11 protein-coding genes are annotated in these 17877 nt (G+C 57.1%); 8 read left to right on the plus strand and 3 right to left on the minus strand.

The genetic code is table 11. From position 1 onward, the window contains the following. Positions 1–99 precede the first annotated feature (99 nt). From CJF39_RS02560 to CJF39_RS02595, 8 genes are all read left to right on the plus strand, one after another. Positions 100–5376, plus strand: coding sequence for a dermonecrotic toxin domain-containing protein (locus tag CJF39_RS02560; RefSeq protein WP_094992022.1), 5277 nt, complete (start codon positions 100–102; stop codon positions 5374–5376). A 121-nt stretch (positions 5377–5497) separates the two neighbouring features. Next, positions 5498–6829 (plus strand): precorrin-3B synthase, encoded by a 1332-nt coding sequence (cobG, locus tag CJF39_RS02565; protein ID WP_249275312.1) that lies wholly within the window; start codon positions 5498–5500, stop codon positions 6827–6829. Next, positions 6822–7448, plus strand: a complete 627-nt coding sequence (locus tag CJF39_RS02570; RefSeq protein ID WP_094992024.1) for a precorrin-8X methylmutase — start codon at positions 6822–6824, stop codon at positions 7446–7448. The genes cobG and CJF39_RS02570 overlap by 8 nt, the downstream gene beginning before the upstream one ends. Then, a complete protein-coding gene (locus tag CJF39_RS02575; protein WP_094992025.1) occupies positions 7448–8179 on the plus strand; it encodes a precorrin-2 C(20)-methyltransferase in 732 nt (243 codons plus the stop codon). Before CJF39_RS02570 ends, CJF39_RS02575 begins: the two co-directional genes overlap by 1 nt. Beyond that, complete coding sequence (gene cobJ, locus CJF39_RS02580) at positions 8176–9849, plus strand: precorrin-3B C(17)-methyltransferase (RefSeq protein ID WP_094992026.1); 1674 nt, start codon at positions 8176–8178, stop codon at positions 9847–9849. Before CJF39_RS02575 ends, cobJ begins: the two co-directional genes overlap by 4 nt. A gap of 692 nt (positions 9850–10541) precedes the next feature. Continuing rightward, the gene (locus tag CJF39_RS02585; protein ID WP_094992027.1) at positions 10542–11327 is read left to right on the plus strand and encodes a hypothetical protein; all 786 of its coding nucleotides are present in this window, start codon (positions 10542–10544) and stop codon (positions 11325–11327) included. Between the two features lie 68 nt (positions 11328–11395). Continuing rightward, positions 11396–12085 (plus strand): hypothetical protein, encoded by a 690-nt coding sequence (locus CJF39_RS02590; protein WP_094992028.1) that lies wholly within the window; start codon positions 11396–11398, stop codon positions 12083–12085. Between the two features lie 141 nt (positions 12086–12226). Further along, complete coding sequence (locus CJF39_RS02595; RefSeq protein WP_094992029.1) at positions 12227–12880, plus strand: hypothetical protein; 654 nt, start codon at positions 12227–12229, stop codon at positions 12878–12880. Positions 12881–12917: 37 nt separating this feature from the next. On the opposite strand, the gene CJF39_RS02600 is transcribed toward CJF39_RS02595, so the two are convergent. From CJF39_RS02600 to purD, 3 genes are all read right to left on the minus strand, one after another. Beyond that, a complete protein-coding gene (locus CJF39_RS02600) occupies positions 12918–13514 on the minus strand; it encodes a MarC family protein (protein WP_094992030.1) in 597 nt (198 codons plus the stop codon). A gap of 72 nt (positions 13515–13586) precedes the next feature. After that, positions 13587–16373: a hybrid sensor histidine kinase/response regulator gene (locus CJF39_RS02605; protein WP_094992031.1), complete on the minus strand. Its 2787-nt coding sequence runs from the start codon at positions 16371–16373 to the stop codon at positions 13587–13589. Positions 16374–16472: 99 nt separating this feature from the next. After that, a complete protein-coding gene (gene purD / locus CJF39_RS02610) occupies positions 16473–17771 on the minus strand; it encodes a phosphoribosylamine--glycine ligase (RefSeq protein ID WP_094992032.1) in 1299 nt (432 codons plus the stop codon). Between the last annotated feature and the right edge of the window lie 106 nt (positions 17772–17877).

The raw sequence follows: 17877 nt of genomic DNA on the forward strand, positions 1-17877 counted from the left end.
GTGCCTTAACTATGTAGCGCCAGGGGGTGTAACGGGCACGGTAGCGTTCGAACCCTTTGCGGGACGCGATATGCGGCCCGGCAACCGTCAGGAGTTCCCGTGACCGTTAATGTGCCCCCGTTTCATTCCGCGCAGGCCTTGCAAGCCCTGTACAGAAGCCGTCTTGACGCGGCGCAGGCATCCGGCGCCATCAGCTCGTTTGAGCATGACTGGCTGAGTAAAGCGTTGAGTTACCTGCCAGTCGGCCCGGTTGGCCCACTGCCTGTACGCGCCAACAGTGTGTTTTTGAGTCGAAACCAATCCCGGCCGGTTCAGTGGGCTGGGGCATTGCTGCTCGCGCAAGCCCTTACAGACCCCACGCCACTGTTTTTGCTGACCCCCTTGGGCGCGCTTCAAACGTTCACGGACCTCGACGCGCTGCGAGACGCGCTTGAGCGTCAACTGGACGATCAAGCGCACCGAGAGGCCGTGCTGAGATTCTGCCCCGTGGATGTGCGGCCGCTCTTGAGCCTGGCGGGAGACCTGACCCTCAGAACCCGGGAGGTGCCCGCGCCGTTCGTGGCGCACATCAGCGAGGCGCTACGTATTTTTTTGAGCAGCAGTCAGGCAGATACCCTTGAGCGGTTATTGGCTACGCCCACCCTGCGGGCGTTGGTGGATGCCCAGTTACAGATTCATCTAGAGCGCGCATTTGCGGGGCAACCGGTGAATGCTCACAACGTCCACCGGTTCGTCACACCTAATGGCGAGCAACAGCCCGAACTCAGCACCACCTTGAGCAGTGCTGCGCTGGAGCTTTTTATCAGTGGCCCGCAGACCACGGGGCATGCCTACACCTACACCGGGCCTTTTACGCGCCTGCCGCATGAGAGTGACGCAGACCTTGATAAGCGATTCGCTCGCGTGCTCACCTCAGCCACGGAGCACTTAATCCCTCACATGAGCGAGGCGCTTTCAGTTTTTTGGGATCAACCGGCAGGGGCGCAGCCGAGCCCGCATACCTATTGTGCGGCGCGGTTGGGCGACCATTTCTTTCAGCAGTTATTACAGGCCCGCCATCGTCCTGAGATGTCATCGGACGCTTTTCACGCGTTGCAGCAACTGCTTGCAGCCCGGCATGACGTGACAACGATCAGTGCGGCGCGCTTGCTGGTGTATGAGGCCAAAGGCCCGGAGGTCGAGCTCGCAGGTTTGATGTGCTTCTATTTTCCGGGGCAGAGCAACGGGGTGTGGTTGTTTGGAGCCTCGACCGGGCTGGTAAAGATCTCGTCCCGGGCCCGGCTTTCCAGTTATGTGCTGAGCAAACTGAGAAGCCCCACAGCCTTCGACGCCATTGCGCGCTATGCCCCTCAGGATCAGCATCCGCTGCTAGCCGGGATGGTCGCCCCCATGCTACGGGTCGAGAACGTCGTGGGCAGCGTGTTTGATGATTGCATCCATGCGGTGCGCGCCAGGCAGATCCGCGATTTTGTCTATCTGACGGGGCAGTACCAGGCCCGCCGTCTGACACTGGCGGCAGTGGACCATGCACTCGACGTGCGTGAGCTGATTGACCCACAGTTACTGAAACTCAACAGCCATGGGCGTTGGGACAGCCGATTTTTGCCAGGCAGCAATGGGCTGCCGTTAGCCCTGAACGAAAATGGGTTGTCCGACGTGTTGAGCCTCAAACTGCCCAAAACCCAAGCCCAGAGAGACGCATTACTCAAGCACTGGCCGACTCCGCGCATGCTTGCCCGGCATTTATTGGCAGAGGTATTGAATGAAGGCGGTCAACGCTTCGTCAATGTGGCTGAGGTGTGGGTGCACGTCTTCGACGTGGATGCGGCTGTGTTGACGTGTGTGCCGATACGCATGCTGACCCTGGTCGACGCCCTGCTTGAACGGGTCACCGGTCGCAACCCGTTACCGCACAATCCGGCATTCATTGAAGGCGGTCTCAGGTCTTCACGTGATGAGACGATCAAGCCGCTTCGGCGCCTGAGCGGGACCAAACTGCTGACCTTGCTCGACGCGCTTGCCAAAGGCTTCGAGCAGGCATACACGCAACATCTGTCGGCGTTCTTTTACACAGCTTCTACCTCGCAACCTTCAGATACGCTTGCCCAGCATCTGGCGACCTTGCGGCACGTCATGTTGCGCGCCGATATGCGATTGATGTTGAGGGGCAACCACCTTGAGGCCGATGACAAGCGCGTCATCACGACGGTATTAACCTACCCGGTCAGTACTCACCGGCCGGCCCTCAACCAGTTTGTACCGGACGTATTCGCCGTTTTTCTGGACATGGGCGGGGGGCTGGACGCTATCAGCGTCTGCAACTGTGTGTTGATAACCGAGCGTGGCGGGCAGGAATCAAGTACCGCCGGGCGAGCGATACTCTGGACACCGGTGTCGGGCTTTGAACGTTTTGCGACAGTGGATCAATCCAAGGCTCACCTTGAGGCGCTGCTACTCGACAAAAGCCTGCGCCAAGACGTGTTGGCCAATGTTCGGTGCGATGTCCAATCACTGATCTGCGCCCACCTGGACAGGCGCAGCGATTGGGCGGTGGAGGGGCAGAATCAATGGGTCAACTTTGAGCGCATCGAAGACGATTTTGTCTATGAGTGTCAGGTTGCGGCGATCAACAAAGTAGTGGTGGACGCTCATTACGTGTGCCGACAAGCCCGTGAAGTCCCGTTAACGGCGCAAAGTTTCGAAAACCTCAGTCGCAGCCTTTTGCTTGAAGAACATGCGGGTCTTCATTTTGAGCGCCACCGTGAAGTGGCCGCGACGCAGCAATTTGAAAGCGCGTTGCCATCCTGGTTAAAAAACGCTTCCCGAGCCGATCAACTGGCGTACGCCAACGTGCTGCAACGCTATCAATTCGCAGTACAAGACAATGGGTCTTATCTCCACGGCATCCCTGACATCGAGGCCTATGCGCGCGAGGCGGTGAGGGCGCAATTGGCGTTGGATTTTCCCGATCAGGTCCTGGAGCCGGACGCCATTGAAGTGGTGCTCGACACGTATGTGCCCGCGCCGGTTGCTGTGGGCAGCACCCCGTCCTTTCTGGCTGCAGCGACGACGCGCGAAATCCAGTCACTCACCCGCTTTGCACTGAACGGCTTCAACCGGCTTGAAGGTGGCGCCATGCTTTTGCGTGCGCTCGATGAAAGTACCTTACCCCTGGGGCTGGACCCGCGTTATGCCAAACGGCTGGTGCGCAAACTGGACATTGGCCGTCACTACCAGGCGCTGCTTAACAGCAGCCTGGCGCCAGAAAAACAGGGCTCGGCCCGACGACAACAGCAGTTTGGCGAACAATTGTTGCTGCAAGTGCTGGAGCAAGGGTTGAGAGAAAAACTGGACGGCGCGCTTTCGGCCAACGCATATGCCTGCCTCAAGCATGTGATTGAACGTCCTGACGGCCTGGCCCGTAATCCGCTTAACGGCGTTTCGCTGATCATCAGGCCCCTGGAGCTGGTGGCTGAAAGTGGTCGCGAACCGGATTTGGCGACAGGTATGTATGTGCTGGGGCCACAGTCAGGCGATACGGGCCCGCACCTGTTGTGGACGATGTACAGCGAGCATTTTTCCCTGAAGGAATACGCCAGTGAAGGTCTGTTGCTGGCAGATCTGTACACCCGCGAATCCCTGCAAAACCTGGTGTTGCAACGCTTGCCGGCCTTCGAACGCAAAACCTACGCACATGGCGGTTTTGTCGAGCCGCACTTGCCGCACTTTCAAGATTCAATATTGCTCAACGGCTGGCAAACCCCGGCCCCGGTAGCGCTGGCCAACCGGCCCATCCTGGGCAATCTGTTCGCGACCCTGTACCGCGATAACTACCGGCTGTTGCTGGACATGGCGGCCCAGCAATCCAAAACCACAGCCCAGGTCGATTGGGAGTCCTTCAAGTACGCGTTGACGCTGGTGGTTAACACGGCCGCGATGTTTGCCCCCGGAAAACTGAGCCTGCCCATTGTGGTCTGGCAGGGGCTGGGCCTGCTGCGCGAAGGCGTCAGTGCAGCCAGGCAGGGCAGGTGGGCGGAGTCTGTCAGCGAGTTCGCCATGTCGCTGGTTCTGCTGGCGACGACCCGCCGAGCCTGGCACTCAGTGATTCGTTCGGTCGACGCCGTTTCGGCGCACGACTTGGAACCTTTCCCTGCTGCAATACCGCGCTCCGATGTGCAGTTTCAAGGTTCGGCCTCTGGATTGGCCTCACTGCGTGCCAACCAGGTGGCGCTGGTGGACTTGACGTTTGACGCGCAGACCCGGATTTACAGCGATCCGCCATCCGGTCTCCATTACATACAGCTGAGTGGGCAGGTGTACCGCGTACTGGCGTGGCGCAATCGCTGGCGACTCTATCTGGACGATGTGCGAGAGGGCCCGCTGATCAAGCTCAATACAGATCAACAGTGGGAGATCGATGTGAATGAGCCGCTGTTGGGGGGCGGCCCCGTCGCTTCGACGATGAGCGGGTACGGAACATTAGCGGCTAACGCCCTGACCTATGAGATTCAGGCAATCGGCATGGACAGCATCCAGCGGCGCTTCCCGGATAAGGCATTGAGCATCCGTAAAGCGCATGAGTTGGCTACCACGTATTTGCAGCGTACTACTCAAGCGCTGCATGACTTGCATGCACCCGGCAGTGCGAACAGAAGGAATCGGGAGTTTTTGCAACATTTCTTCGACCTGGACGCATTGGGGCCTGCTCACCTTGAGCGCGTTCAGTCTGGTGTGGATGCGCTGCTGGCGCGCTTCCTTCACCCCGACCTGTCGCCCGCGACTTCGCCAAAATATGTGGTGTGCCGCTCGCGATTCAACTCAACGGCTTCGGCGTTTGTGAACCGTGCTGACAGTTCAAGGCGGATCTACCTGACCGATGAGTTCTTTTCCACCCTGTTCGAGCAGCCCTATGCGCTGACTCATCCGTATTTAAAAGCCGCGTCGCCACCCTTTCCGGTGAGTCAGCAAATGCGCGCCTCATTTTTGCTGCACGAGCTTACCCATGAGGTTCTGGAAACAGAGGACATTCATTATTTGAACCCCGGGTTTCCGTATCTGGACTTGATAGACACCGATCTGCCGTTTGGCCGCTACCTTCAGGATCTGATAGTCGAGATTCAGAAAATCCATTCTCCGCACGTCCCAACCGAGAACCTTTTTCAGGAACTCAACCCCGAAACCATGGGGTGGAAAGACATCCCCAATGGCACCGCCAAAAGTCGTCTCCTGGAGATTGCGGGTGTGAGCACGCTGGACCAGGCACGTTTGGTCTTTAGAAATGACTCGATCAAACGTGTAGAACTGATGCTGGCCAATGCCGATTCGCTGGTGCTGTTGATTGTTCATTTGGGGCGCCTTTACCCGGTCTTGTCATAGGCCGTGGGTGCCGGGCAAGTGAACGGCACGGGCATTCCGTCCGGCAAGCTTTTCATGCGCCGGTCCAAAGCAGGCATAATGCGCGACCCGCAATAGCGCATTGCCTGCTCTGGATTGATCCTTGACCTTGCCACCTGAGTTCCCTGTCACGACGCCTGTGCGCCCTTCGGGTTGCCCGGGGCTATTGCGCATTGTCCAGGCGATGGATGGCGGAATTTGTCGCGTCAAACTCGCAGGCGGATTAATCACCGCATCACAAGCGCTAGCCGTGGCTGACGTGGCGCAGCGGTATGCCAGCGGGGTTATCGAAGCGACCAATCGCAGCAACCTGCAAATTCGGGGTGTGGGGCCGGCGCATGCAGCGCTGATTAAACCACTGCTGGACGCGGGCTTAGGGCCGGCGAACGCCGCCAGTGACGACGTGCGCAACCTGATGCTCAGCCCCGCAGCGGGGATTGATCCGCAACAGGTGGTCGACACGTGGCCCTTGGCGCGTCAGGTTCTCGCCAGCCTAGAAAGCACACCGCGCTATGCCGAATTGTCGGCCAAATTTGCCGTGCAACTGGACGGCGGCGAAGCGCTGGCGATGCTGGAACATCATCACGACCTGTGGTTATCGGCTTATGAATGCGAGGGCCAGCGCCTGTTGGCCTTCGGCCTTGCGGGCAGCCCGGCGCAGGATGCAGCGTTGGGCTGCGTGCCTGTCGAACAGGGGCATGAGCTGGTGATGGCCGTCCTGTCGTTGTTTCTCGATGTAGCGCGTCCCGAGCAAACACGCATGCGCCACCTGTTCAAGGAGCGGGCGGTTACAGACTTTGTCGAGCAACTGGCGCAGCGAATCAGCGTGGCAATCGTCCCTGCACACACGTGGCATCGTGAGGCCAGGGGCGGGCAATCGCCCATCGGCTGTTATCCACAGCGTGAGCCGAACCGGGTTTACGTAGGGGCCGCCCCGGCGTTGGGTCGACTCAATGCCGCCATGCTCAGCGGGCTGGCGAGGATTGCCACTCGCTATGGCGACGGCACGTTGCGATTTACCCCGTGGCAAAGCGTAATCGTCCCAAATGTGCGCACCGATCAAGGGGCGCTGGTCACTCAAGCGCTGCAAACACTGGGTTTGCTGTGTGATGCGCACAACCCGCTGACGCAACTGATTGCCTGCACCGGCTCCAGTGCTTGCGCCAAAGGGCTGGCCGATACCAAGCAGGATGCGCGTCGTCTCGCACGCTTGATGGCTGTGCCACAGAGCATTCACCTGACGGGCTGCCAACGCTCTTGCGCGGCGGCCCATGTGGTCCCGGTCACGTTGCTGGCCGTGGCGCCCGGTCATTACGACCTCTATTTACGTGACCCGCAGCACGCCGGATTCGGTGTGCTGCGTGAGCGCAACCTTACTATTGAAGCGGCGGGCGCCTGGCTTGAAGCCCGCCAACGGAGCAACACCCATGATTGATTACATCCGCGACGGTCAAGAGATCTATCGCAACTCGTTCGCCATCATTCGTGCCGAGGCCAACCTCGACAACATCCCGGCGGACCTTGAAAAACTGGCCGTGCGGGTGATTCATGCGTGCGGCATGGTCGATGCCGTCGACGACCTGCGCTTCTCACCGGGTGCGGGCAAGGCCGGGCGCGACGCGCTGGCCGCCGGTGCACCGATTTTGTGTGATGCGCGCATGGTGCTTGAAGGCGTGACCCGCACGCGTTTGCCGGCCCACAACAAAGTGATTTGCACGCTCAAGGAAGAGGGTGTTGCCGAGATGGCGCTGGAGAAGGGCAACACCCGCTCAGCTGTCGCCCTTGAGCTGTGGCGTCCGTACCTCGAAGGCAGCGTTGTAGTGATCGGCAACGCGCCGACCGCCCTGTTTTATCTGCTTGAGATGATCGACGCAGGTGCGCCCAAACCGGCGCTGATCCTGGGCTTCCCGGTGGGCTTTGTCGGCGCCGCCGAATCCAAGGCCATGCTCGCCGCGGACAGCCGTGGCGTACCGTTTGTAATCATGCAAGGCCGTCGTGGTGGCAGTGCAATGGCAGCGGCTGCAGTTAATGCCTTGGCGACGGAGATCGAGTGATGGTGCAACCTGGACGTTTGATCGGACTGGGCGTAGGGCCCGGTGATCCTGAGCTGATTACGGTCAAGGCGTTGCGCCTGCTGCGCGAGTCGCCCGTGGTGGCGTATTTCGTTGCCAAAGGTAAAAAAGGCAACGCGTTCGGCATTATCGAAGCGCACTTGCAAGGTGCGCAAACGCTGATGCCATTGGTGTACCCGGTGACCACTGAAGCCTTACCGGCGCCGTTGTCGTACGAACAAGTGATTAGCGATTTTTACGATCACGCTGCGGTTGAGGTGGCGCAGCATCTGCAAGCAGGGCGTGATGTGGCGGTGATCTGCGAAGGCGACCCGTTCTTTTACGGCTCATATATGTATCTGCATGACCGACTGGCGCAACAATTTGAGGCTGAAGTCGTGCCCGGTGTTTGCTCGATGCTGGGCGGCGCGTCGGTGCTGGGCGTGCCGCTGGTGTACCGCAATCAGAGCCTGTCAGTGCTCTCGGGGGTACTGCCTCATGAAGAACTCAAGCGTCGTCTGGCGGATGCTGATGCTGCGGTCATCATGAAGCTGGGGCGAAATTTCCATAAGGTGCGTGAAGTATTGAGCGAGCTTGGCCTGGCCGAGCGCGCGTTGTATGTGGAACGCGCCACCATGAGCAATCAGAAAATCGTCCCGTTCAATGACGTGGACCCGATGTCATCGCCGTATTTCTCGCTGATTATCGTGCCCGGCGAACGGTGGCAAGGATGAACCGCCCAGCTGCGGCCATTGTGATCCTTGGCAATGGCAGCCTCGCGACTGCCCGGCGTATCCAGCAACTGTACCCGAGTTCGCTGATTCATGGTTTGGCCGAGCGGGTTGATGGCGCGGACCGGGTATACAGCGACTTTGGCGCCAACCTGCGTCAGTTGTACCAACAGGACACGCCCATCATTGCCCTGTGTGCGGCGGGCATTGTGATTCGCACGCTCGCGCCGTTGTTGTTGGAGAAAGGCGCAGAGCCGCCGGTGCTGGCGGTGGCAGAAGATGCCAGCGCCGTGGTCCCCTTGTTGGGTGGCCTGAGCGGTGTGAACGATCTGGCTCGGGAAATCGCTGCCGGGCTGGGCATTGCACCGGCGATTACGACCAGCGGAGAACTGCGGTTTGGCACCTGCCTGCTAAACCCGCCGAGCGGCTATGCCTTGGGTGATCTGGAGCTGGGCAAGCGCTTTGTGTCAGACCTGCTGGCCGGGGAATCCGTGCGCATCGAAGGGGACGCGCCCTGGTTGGACAGTGCGCAACTGCCCCAACACCGAGACGCGCGTCTGGCGATTCATGTGGGCAGCGAAGCGCGGGAGCCTGTGGCGGACGAGTTGCGGATTTACCCGCGCAATGTGCTGGTGAAAGTCAACGCCGTGGTGTCAGCGCAAACCGTTGGCGACGTGCTGCGCGAAGCGAAGGTCGCTTGGCAATCCCTGGCGTGCGTCGTGGCCGACGAACCCCTGATGGCTGACACCCAACTGCGTGAAGTGGCCACTGAACTGGGTGTGCCGCTACGTTTTGCAACTGACGATGATGAGTTTGCCGAGCAGTCAGTCGCCTGGGATGAGCCTGTGAATGCTGTGACCGTGGGGGTGGCGCCCGCGCCACTGGTCATTGAGCGACTGGGACGTGCGCGTGGACGCCTGGCCGTCATCGGGTTGGGGCCAGGCGCTGCGGAGCTGATGGTGCCCGCCGTCAAGGCCGAGCTGGAACGGGCCAACGACGTGTTGGGCTATGAAACTTATGTGCGCATGGCCGGGCCGTTCCGTGACGATCAAGTGATGCACTGCACCGACAACCGCGAAGAAATGCAGCGAGCCCGGCATGCCTTTGAGCTGGCGGCCCAAGGGCGCTCAGTGGTGGTGGTGTCGTCTGGTGATCCTGGTGTGTTTGCCATGGCAGCAGCCGTACTGGAAGCGCTGCACGAGTCCAACAATCCGCTCTGGCACAGCGTTGACCTGGAAATCCTGCCGGGCGTGTCGGCCTCGCTGGCGACGGCGGCGCAGGCTGGAGCGCCATTGGGGCATGACTTCTGCGTGATGTCGCTCTCGGACAACCTCAAGCCATGGGCCATCATCGAAAAACGTCTGGACCTGGCGGCCGAGGCGGATCTGGCGCTGGCGTTCTATAACCCGATTTCCCGCTCACGCCCCTGGCAGCTAGGTGTGGCACTGGACATCGTCGCCCGTCATCGTCTGCCTGCGACGCCGGTCGTCTTGGGTCGCGATATCGGCCGTCCGGGCCAGACGCTACGTGTCACGACCCTTGGCGCGTTGACCCCGGATCAGGTGGACATGCGCACCATGGTCATCATTGGTTCGTCGACGACATGCGCATTCCGTCGTGCTGACGGACTGGAATGGGTCTACACGCCGCGTTGGTATGGGCAAAAGCCCTGACGTACTGAATAAATGGCCTCTTTAATGAGACCATTTTTTTATAAGCGGTAATGTTTGGCCATCCTGATGCCTTAACACTGTCGGAATATTCGTCAGTGTGCGTCAAATAAGTCTATGAGGCTTACTGGTTTTTATTAGTTTGGCAGTGTGAATAACTCTTATGCTGGCTATATAAAGTTTGATTCAGGTGGAGTGCGTGGCAAAAGCACGTGTGCGAAGGGGGAGAAGTCGATTAAGTTAGCTGTAATGAACGCGATTTAAGCGTCATTGCTTCTAATGCGAAGGAATCGGTTGACGGGCAGGCCATTGGAACGTGTTCAGGGCGTTGGTTCGGCTCTGTACGAAAAGTAATGTCACAAACACGGCATCGCACAAACCGTTGAGCATCAATCGACCATCGGCTCTCGTGCGCCCGCCACGGCGAGGTTGTTCGGCTATATCCGCAACCAAGTCCCAGGGTACATCAAGGTAGTCGGGGCGACTCTCCAGTCCAGTCTGATAAGTGCTGTCTTATTGTTCTGTTCAGGGATGAACGTCGGATGGAGTTGATCGGGGTGGGAAGCAGAGTTTTAGTAATGCGTGTTTCTGTAATATTAAGTATGGAACCCTTTTTTGTATTGTAGAAAAAGCAGGCTATGTTTTATTTAACGGGTCGGGAAGGCTCGCTAAATAAAATTAAATGGAGTGATTGTATGATTATTAGTGAAGGCGTTGCTGTCACAGACCAAGAAGCCGAACAGTTTTTTAATGCATTGCCAGTCAAGCAAAAAATGCAGTTTTTAACGACGCCTGAATCGCCAAACGTGGCAGGCGAGGCAAAAGAAGAAACTGCACTGGTCGGGAAGGAAACGCCAATCGTTATTGCATTTGCTGATGGTGTGGCGCTTGAGAAGCGTGAGGCGGTTATGAATATTGCCCAGCTCGCTGAATCTCATGCCGATACAAAAGCAAACCGTAAAACCAATGCCCTGGCATGGTACGAGGCTTACCATGAAGCAATGAAGCATTGTGGTTGGACCTTCACGAATTATATATACACCACCCATGATACGAAGAATGTCAATGTCACCATGGACAGTCTCGTTTTGGAAATAGTTGCTATGGCTGCAGGGGCGAATGCCGCAGCGATCGTTCCTTTACTGGGTAAAGTCTTCGATAGAATCAAAAAAGATAATGCCATCATCACATTGTTTGATAACAACAGTAAGGGCAGTAGCGTAGGCAGTTGTCAGATCATGCCGTGCATGGAGTCTGAGGGCGGTATTGCAGTGACTGTCCTGGCCGGTCTGGAATGTACTTTTAACTCCTCCGAAGGCGGTGCCTGGTTCTGGAAGTGGAAGGCTTCGAGTCTGAGTGTTCAAAAAGCGGCGACTCAGATGAACCTGAACTTTGAATCGTATAAGCGCCGTGAGCACCATATACTCGGTCAGCTGGATAAGTCTTCTGATGAGTTTTTTGCAAAAATAAATATGAAATAATTCGTCAGCGGGGCGGCATTTTATAGTGTCGCCTCGTTCATTAGCGCTTTGTCCGAATAGGGGGCTACATGGAGTACAAGCTCAAAGTCGTATCAGGCCAGTTAATTTTTTTACCGGATAACTTACCTGTACCGTTTGAAAGTGATCTTGCCTGTTCGCAATTTTTTATGCAGTTTTACGCGGACGGTAGAGCTGACAGATTCTCTTCGCTCGGCAGCTGGGATCAACGTATTGGTGAGGCGCGCGTACAGACGAAGTGGATAACAACGCTTTCGCAGAATGTTGATGTAAAGCCAAGTGAGGATGCTTTTTTTGACGTGCTCTCTGTGGTATCAGAGCTAATTAATCACGCGCACGCTATTAACTCCGGGGTTTCACTGGAGCTGCTGCGCGATGGGCTAAAGGCTTTAATGTGTGACGCGCGGGCGCAGAAAGTGTTTTTTGATTCAGTATTCAAGCGTTCTGTCTCTGATCGGACCCCGAATGATCAAGGTTCTTTAAATGTTTCTTTCCTGCTCAGTGTGCTCAATCCTCATAATCAGTTGTTAACGGTTCAGGTTCGTATGAGCGTTCATGGGGATCCGGGCGCAAGTATTTTTATTCGGCCCTTAGAGGGAAAAGAACTGATTGGCACGCCCTCGCTGACGGTATCAAGTGCTGAGTTGAATGCGCGTATGTACGAAAAGGTCAGAGGTAATATAAATGCTTTTGTGAAAGATGTAGCAGTCGATCAGATTGTCGACGTGGCGATTAATTAAAGCATCGGGCTGTTTAATCGAGTAGATACCCCCTCTACCCCGCGCAACGAATAGGGATGGAACAGAAATGTGATTTGCCGAGCCCAGCGGGTTTGCGCGGCAACTTATTTAAAGCACACGTGCTGCAAAGGAACATACTGAATGAGTAATCGCGTCGTTATGGTCGGTGGTAGTCTTCTTTCATTTGTTGACGGATTTTCGCCCCAAGAACAACAGGATATTATGGACAGCCTTGCACTTGCTCAATACAGTGCAGACAAGAACGTAAAGCCGAACAGTCCACTTACGGACTGGTTCGACTTGTTCTGTGATAGCTTGCTGGATGTTGGGTGGGAGGTCGATGAAGAGGTACTATCCCTCGGTCCGAAGAAGGAGGGCGTATTTTTTAGTCTTGAAGAGGCTGTTTTAGCAGGTCTTACACATGTTGAGCAAGCATCACTTCACGCTGCACTTAAACACTCTATTGAGGCGTTGAAGCTGGATGAGGCTTCTCAAGAAATGTTTGAAAGCCGTAATCGCAAGCACTTAATGTCTCATTACCAGTTTGTTCCTTGCGAGCCTCGAAACGAATTCGGGAGTTATATGTTCGTAAGCGGGATGAGGGTTACAACGCACTTCGAACTCGATAATATTTTTTTCAACAATAAAAAAATTAAGACGGATGCTGCTTTGGATGTACAAACAGCCTCGGGAGGATTTTATTTGAAGACTGAAGCCTATGACCCATACCGGGAAACTGTTCTGCAAAAGTTGAGTGAAATTGGCGATGACTTTTTTAGAAACCTGAAGCATTAAGGCGTCAGCTACGTTGTGCAGAGCAATGAGTAAGCGCTCAAGGCACCAGATACCCTTTAACCCCGGTAAAGATGATCTGTGCTGCGAGCGCGCATACGAATAGACCCATCAAACGGCTGACAATCTGCAGCCCCTGTTCCCCCAGAATGCGTTCAATCCGGTTAGACAGATACAGCACGATTCCGACTGTGAGGCTGGCCAGCGCGATGCTGGTAATTGCCATGAGTTTGTCGTCCCAGTGCGGCTGGGTAATCCCCATCACCAATAATGCACCGATCGTCCCCGGGCCGACCGTCAATGGAATGGTGAGTGGAACGATGGTGACGTCCTGCTGCACGTTGTCTGTCTGCACTGCCGACTTGCCTTGAGCCATGCCCAGTGCCGAGATGAACAATACACTGCCGGCACCGATGCGGAACGCATCAACCGTGATCCCGAAGACGTTGAATATCGTGCGCCCGAACAGGTACAGCAACACGCTGGAGATCAGGGTTGCCAGAGCGACTTTCCAGGCCAGACGGCGACGTTCCTTGTTCGAGTAACCCCGCGTCAGGCTGATAAAGCACGACAGCACGAAGAACGGGCTGTAGAGCACCAGCATCTTCAAATACACACTGAACAGTATATGGAGCATGGTATGGGCTCACATCGAGGGAAGGCGCCGAAAGTCTATCAGGCGGTTGGAAATCTGTCGGCAAACTCACCCTTAATGTAGCGAGGGCGATTGTTCCTGAGATTGACGCAGCTCACGTTGTGCAACCCAATATTCGACCAGTTCGCGCAGTTGCGAAAGTTCCACCGGTTTGGCCATATGACCGTCCATGCCAGCCTGACGGGCGCGATCTTTATGTTCGGTCAGGATGTGAGCGGTCAATGCCACAACGGGCGTGCGTACCCGTTGGTTGCTGACTTCCCACGCCCGCAATTGTTCAGTGGCCGAGAAGCCATCCAGCACCGGCATTTCGCAATCCATGAGCACCAGATCATAGCGTTCGGCCTTCATGGCTTTCAGTGCCTCGGCGCCATTGCAGGCAGTGTCGGGTTGCAAATTGAGTTTGCCGAGCATGCCGCGAATCACTTTGGTGGAAATGTTGTTGTCCTCAGCCACCAGGATCCGGAAGTCACTTGGAACGGTGGTGGGCGACGTGGGCTTGCCCGGCACGGGTTTACTGAGGGCCTGACCTTTATTGCGTTGGCTGAGCTCATCGGCCAACGTTGTTTTCAGGGTGTAACCGGCCACTGGTTTTGCCAGGATGCGTTTGATCCCGCAGTTTCGCGCAATGATTTTGCTCGGCGCATTACTGATGCCTGTGAGCATGACCAGCAGAATGTCGTGATTGAGGCTCGGGTCTTCCTTGATCTTGGCCGCCAACTGCATTCCCGTCATGCCCGGCATGTTCTGGTCGAGCAAGACGATATCGAAATAGTCACGCAAGTGAGCCTTGGTCCGCAGCAGTGCCAGGGCTTCTTTGCCAGACGCTGCGGCATTGACGTTCAAACCCCAAGCGGTGCATTGCTGCACCAATACTTTGCGGCAGGTGTCGTTGTCGTCGACCACCAGCACGCGTGCGCCCTTGAGCGGGCTGTCGAGGTCCGAGGTCTGGTGTTCCAGGTGCTGAGGGTCCAGCGGCAAGGTCATCCACAGGCTGCTGCCTTTGCTCTGGCCGGGTTTGATGCCGAACTCGCCGCCCATCAGCATGATCAATTGCCGTGCAATCACCAGCCCCAGATGCCCGCCAAGACGTGTGGCGGCGAGGAAGTTCTTGCTGTGTAACTCCGCGTGCAGCAGGGCGTCGCGTTCCTGCTCATCCATGGGCTGGCCAGAATCTTGAACGGTGATGCGCAGGCGTGGCGGGTCGCTTCGTTCTTCGAGTGCCACAACGATGAGGATTTCGCCTTCGTCGGTCTTCTTTAGCGCGCTTTCGAGCAGGCTCAGTAACGTCTGGCGCAAGCGGGTAGGGTCGCCGCTGATGACACGCGGCACTTGCGGCTGAATAAAACTGATGAGTTCAACGTTCTGCTGCTCAGCTTTGGTGCGGAAAATGCTCAGGCAGTCATCAATCAGGGCATTGAGGTCAAACTGCACGTCATCCAGCTCGATTTGCCCGGACTCCAGCTTGGAGATGTCGAGGATCTCGTTAATCAGCGTCAGCAGCTCGTTGCCAGCGCTGTGAATGGTTTGCACGTAGTCACGCTGTTTGACGGACAGCGGCGTACCCAGCAGCAGCTCGGTCATGCCCAGCACGCCGTTCATCGGGGTGCGGATCTCATGGCTGATCTTGGCCAGAAACTCGGCCTTGGCATTGACTTCGGCGTTACTGGCCGCCAGTTCGCGACTGATGCTGAATGCGTCTTCAGTGATGCTTCGATTGCGCTCACTCAACGCCAGGCTCATCAGGAAGCCGCTGACGCAGACGATAAACATCAACGCCATGACCAACTCTTGCGGTGCGATCAGGGTCAGGCCCAGCAGGGCGGGCAGAATCACCAATGTGCCGAGATTGAAAATGGCAATGGCCACCACGAACAGGCGTGCCGGGCGATAGCCTTTTTGCAGGTGATAGACCGACACCAACAAGATGCTCAGGCTCGCCAGGGCGACCAGGACGTAGGTCATTACGTTCAGGGGCAAGCCGTCGATGAACAGTAACAGCAGGCCGCCGAGGGCGATGATGAGGATGTCGGCCAGCAGTAGCCTGTTGATCGGATGCGGGCCGCGGGACGAGAAAAAACTGTAGGCGAACATCAGCCCGCAAGGCGCTGTCAGCAGAAGCGCCAGATAAGCGCCGGAGGTTTGCGCGCCATGCCACTCGGGCAGCCAGGGTCCTAGCAGGTTCAGGAACAGCGCGGAACTGGTGAGCAGCAGCCCTTCACAGATTGCCAGCCACAGGCTGCTGATCGAGCGGGTGAACGCAAAGCGTGTGAGGTTGTGCAGTATCAGCATCAGCAGGCAACCGAGCATCAAGCCGTACATCAAGGGCTTACCTTGATTGGCCGCCAGCATGACAGCCGTGTCGAGGGTGATGTACGGGCGCAACTGATGGTCGGAAACCAGCCGTAAGTAGACGTCGAGCGTACGGCTGCTCTGGGGCAGCGGCAGCATGTAGTCGCTGCTTGGCAAGGGTTTGTCGGCTTGGGTCAGGCTGTTGCCGGCGGTGACTTCTTCGATCAGTTTCTGATCGTCGAGCACATACAGGTCCAGCCGGGACACATCGGGCGCAAATACCCTCAGGATTTGTTCGTGTTTGTCCGGCACCAGCCGGAACCGCAGCCACAGTGCTTCGCCCGGCTCAGCGGCTTTAAGCTGATCGAGTTCGATGGGGCTGAATTGAGTGGCAAATCGTGGCGAATGTACATCGCTGATTTGCAGGGTGCCCTGGGGATCTGACAGCACTGACCAATTGCTGCCCTGAGCAGCATGTGCCGGCAGTAAAACAAGTAAAACGGTCAATAAACTGACAAAAAAACCAGTGGCGATCCTGAGCCAGCGCACGGCGAAATCCCTTCGTAGAGTAAAGCCTAAAGATAACTATGCGCGGCGCAGGAACAGTTAGGCAAGGGTGAGATGCCCTTGCCTATCCATATGGATTGCTTATTCCGTACGGTCGCCACGTTCGCGTGCAATTGCACGATAACCAATGTCATTACGGTAGAAACAGCCATCCCATTCGATGGCTTTGGCCAGCGCGTAAGCGTGCTGCTGGGCCGCTTCCACGGTGTCGCCCATGGCCGTTGCACACAGTACACGACCACCGGCTGTGACCACTTCGTGCGCAGCATTCAACGCCGTACCGGCATGGAATACCTTGCCTTCAAGCTTCGCCGCAGCGTCCAGACCGTGAATCACCGCCCCTTTAGCGTAGTCGCCCGGGTAACCGCCGGCTGCCAGGACAATGCCCAGACTTGGACGCGGGTCCCATTGCGCTTCAACCTTGTCCAGTGCCTGAGCCAGGGCTGCTTCGATCAGCAACACCAGGCTCGACTGCAGACGCAGCATCACCGGTTGGGTTTCTGGGTCGCCAAAACGGCAATTGAATTCGATGACCTTAGGGTTGCCAGCTTTGTCGATCATCAGGCCTGCATACAGGAAGCCAGTGTAGACATTGCCTTCTTCGGCCATGCCGCGAACGGTCGGCCAGATCACCTGATCCATCACGCGCTGGTGAACCTCGGCGGTCACCACCGGAGCAGGCGAGTACGCGCCCATGCCACCGGTGTTCGGGCCAGTGTCCGCATCGCCAACGCGCTTGTGGTCCTGGCTGGTTGCCATAGGCAATACGTTCTTGCCGTCGACCATCACGATGAAACTGGCTTCCTCGCCGTCGAGGAACTCTTCGATTACCACACGCGAACCCGCTTCGCCAAAGGCGTTGCCGGCCAACATGTCGCGCACGGCGTCTTCGGCTTCGGCCAGGGTCATGGCCACGATCACGCCTTTGCCTGCAGCCAGGCCGTCGGCCTTGATCACGATCGGCGCGCCGACTTTTTGCAGATAGGCCAGCGCCGGTTCGATTTCGGTGAAGTTCTGGTAATCGGCGGTCGGGATCTTGTGACGCGCCAGGAAATCCTTGGTGAACGCCTTGGAGCCTTCCAGCTGTGCCGCGCCTGCGGTAGGGCCAAAGCAGTCCAGGCCACGGGAGCGGAACAGATCGACCACGCCTGCCACCAGCGGCACTTCCGGGCCCACGATGGTCAGGGAAACGTTCTTCTCGGCAAAGTCGGCCAGTTGCTCAAGGGCCAGCACGTCGATGGCGACGTTTTCGCACTTGGCTTCAATGGCTGTACCGGCATTGCCCGGGGCTACGAACACTTTTGCAACGCGTGGGTCCTGAGCGACTTTCCAGGCCAGTGCGTGTTCGCGGCCACCGCTGCCAATGATCAAAACATTCATTTCAAAAACCTCGGATGACGCTGAATTCTAATGAGAGCCCAAAACGCTTGACGCTTCAGGAGCCCGTACTGAGACCGGTCGATGCAGGCGGAGTCGACCTTGGTGA

It is taken from the genome of Pseudomonas lundensis (genome assembly GCF_002269125.1).
In the GTDB taxonomy this organism is placed as follows: domain Bacteria; phylum Pseudomonadota; class Gammaproteobacteria; order Pseudomonadales; family Pseudomonadaceae; genus Aquipseudomonas; species Aquipseudomonas lundensis_A.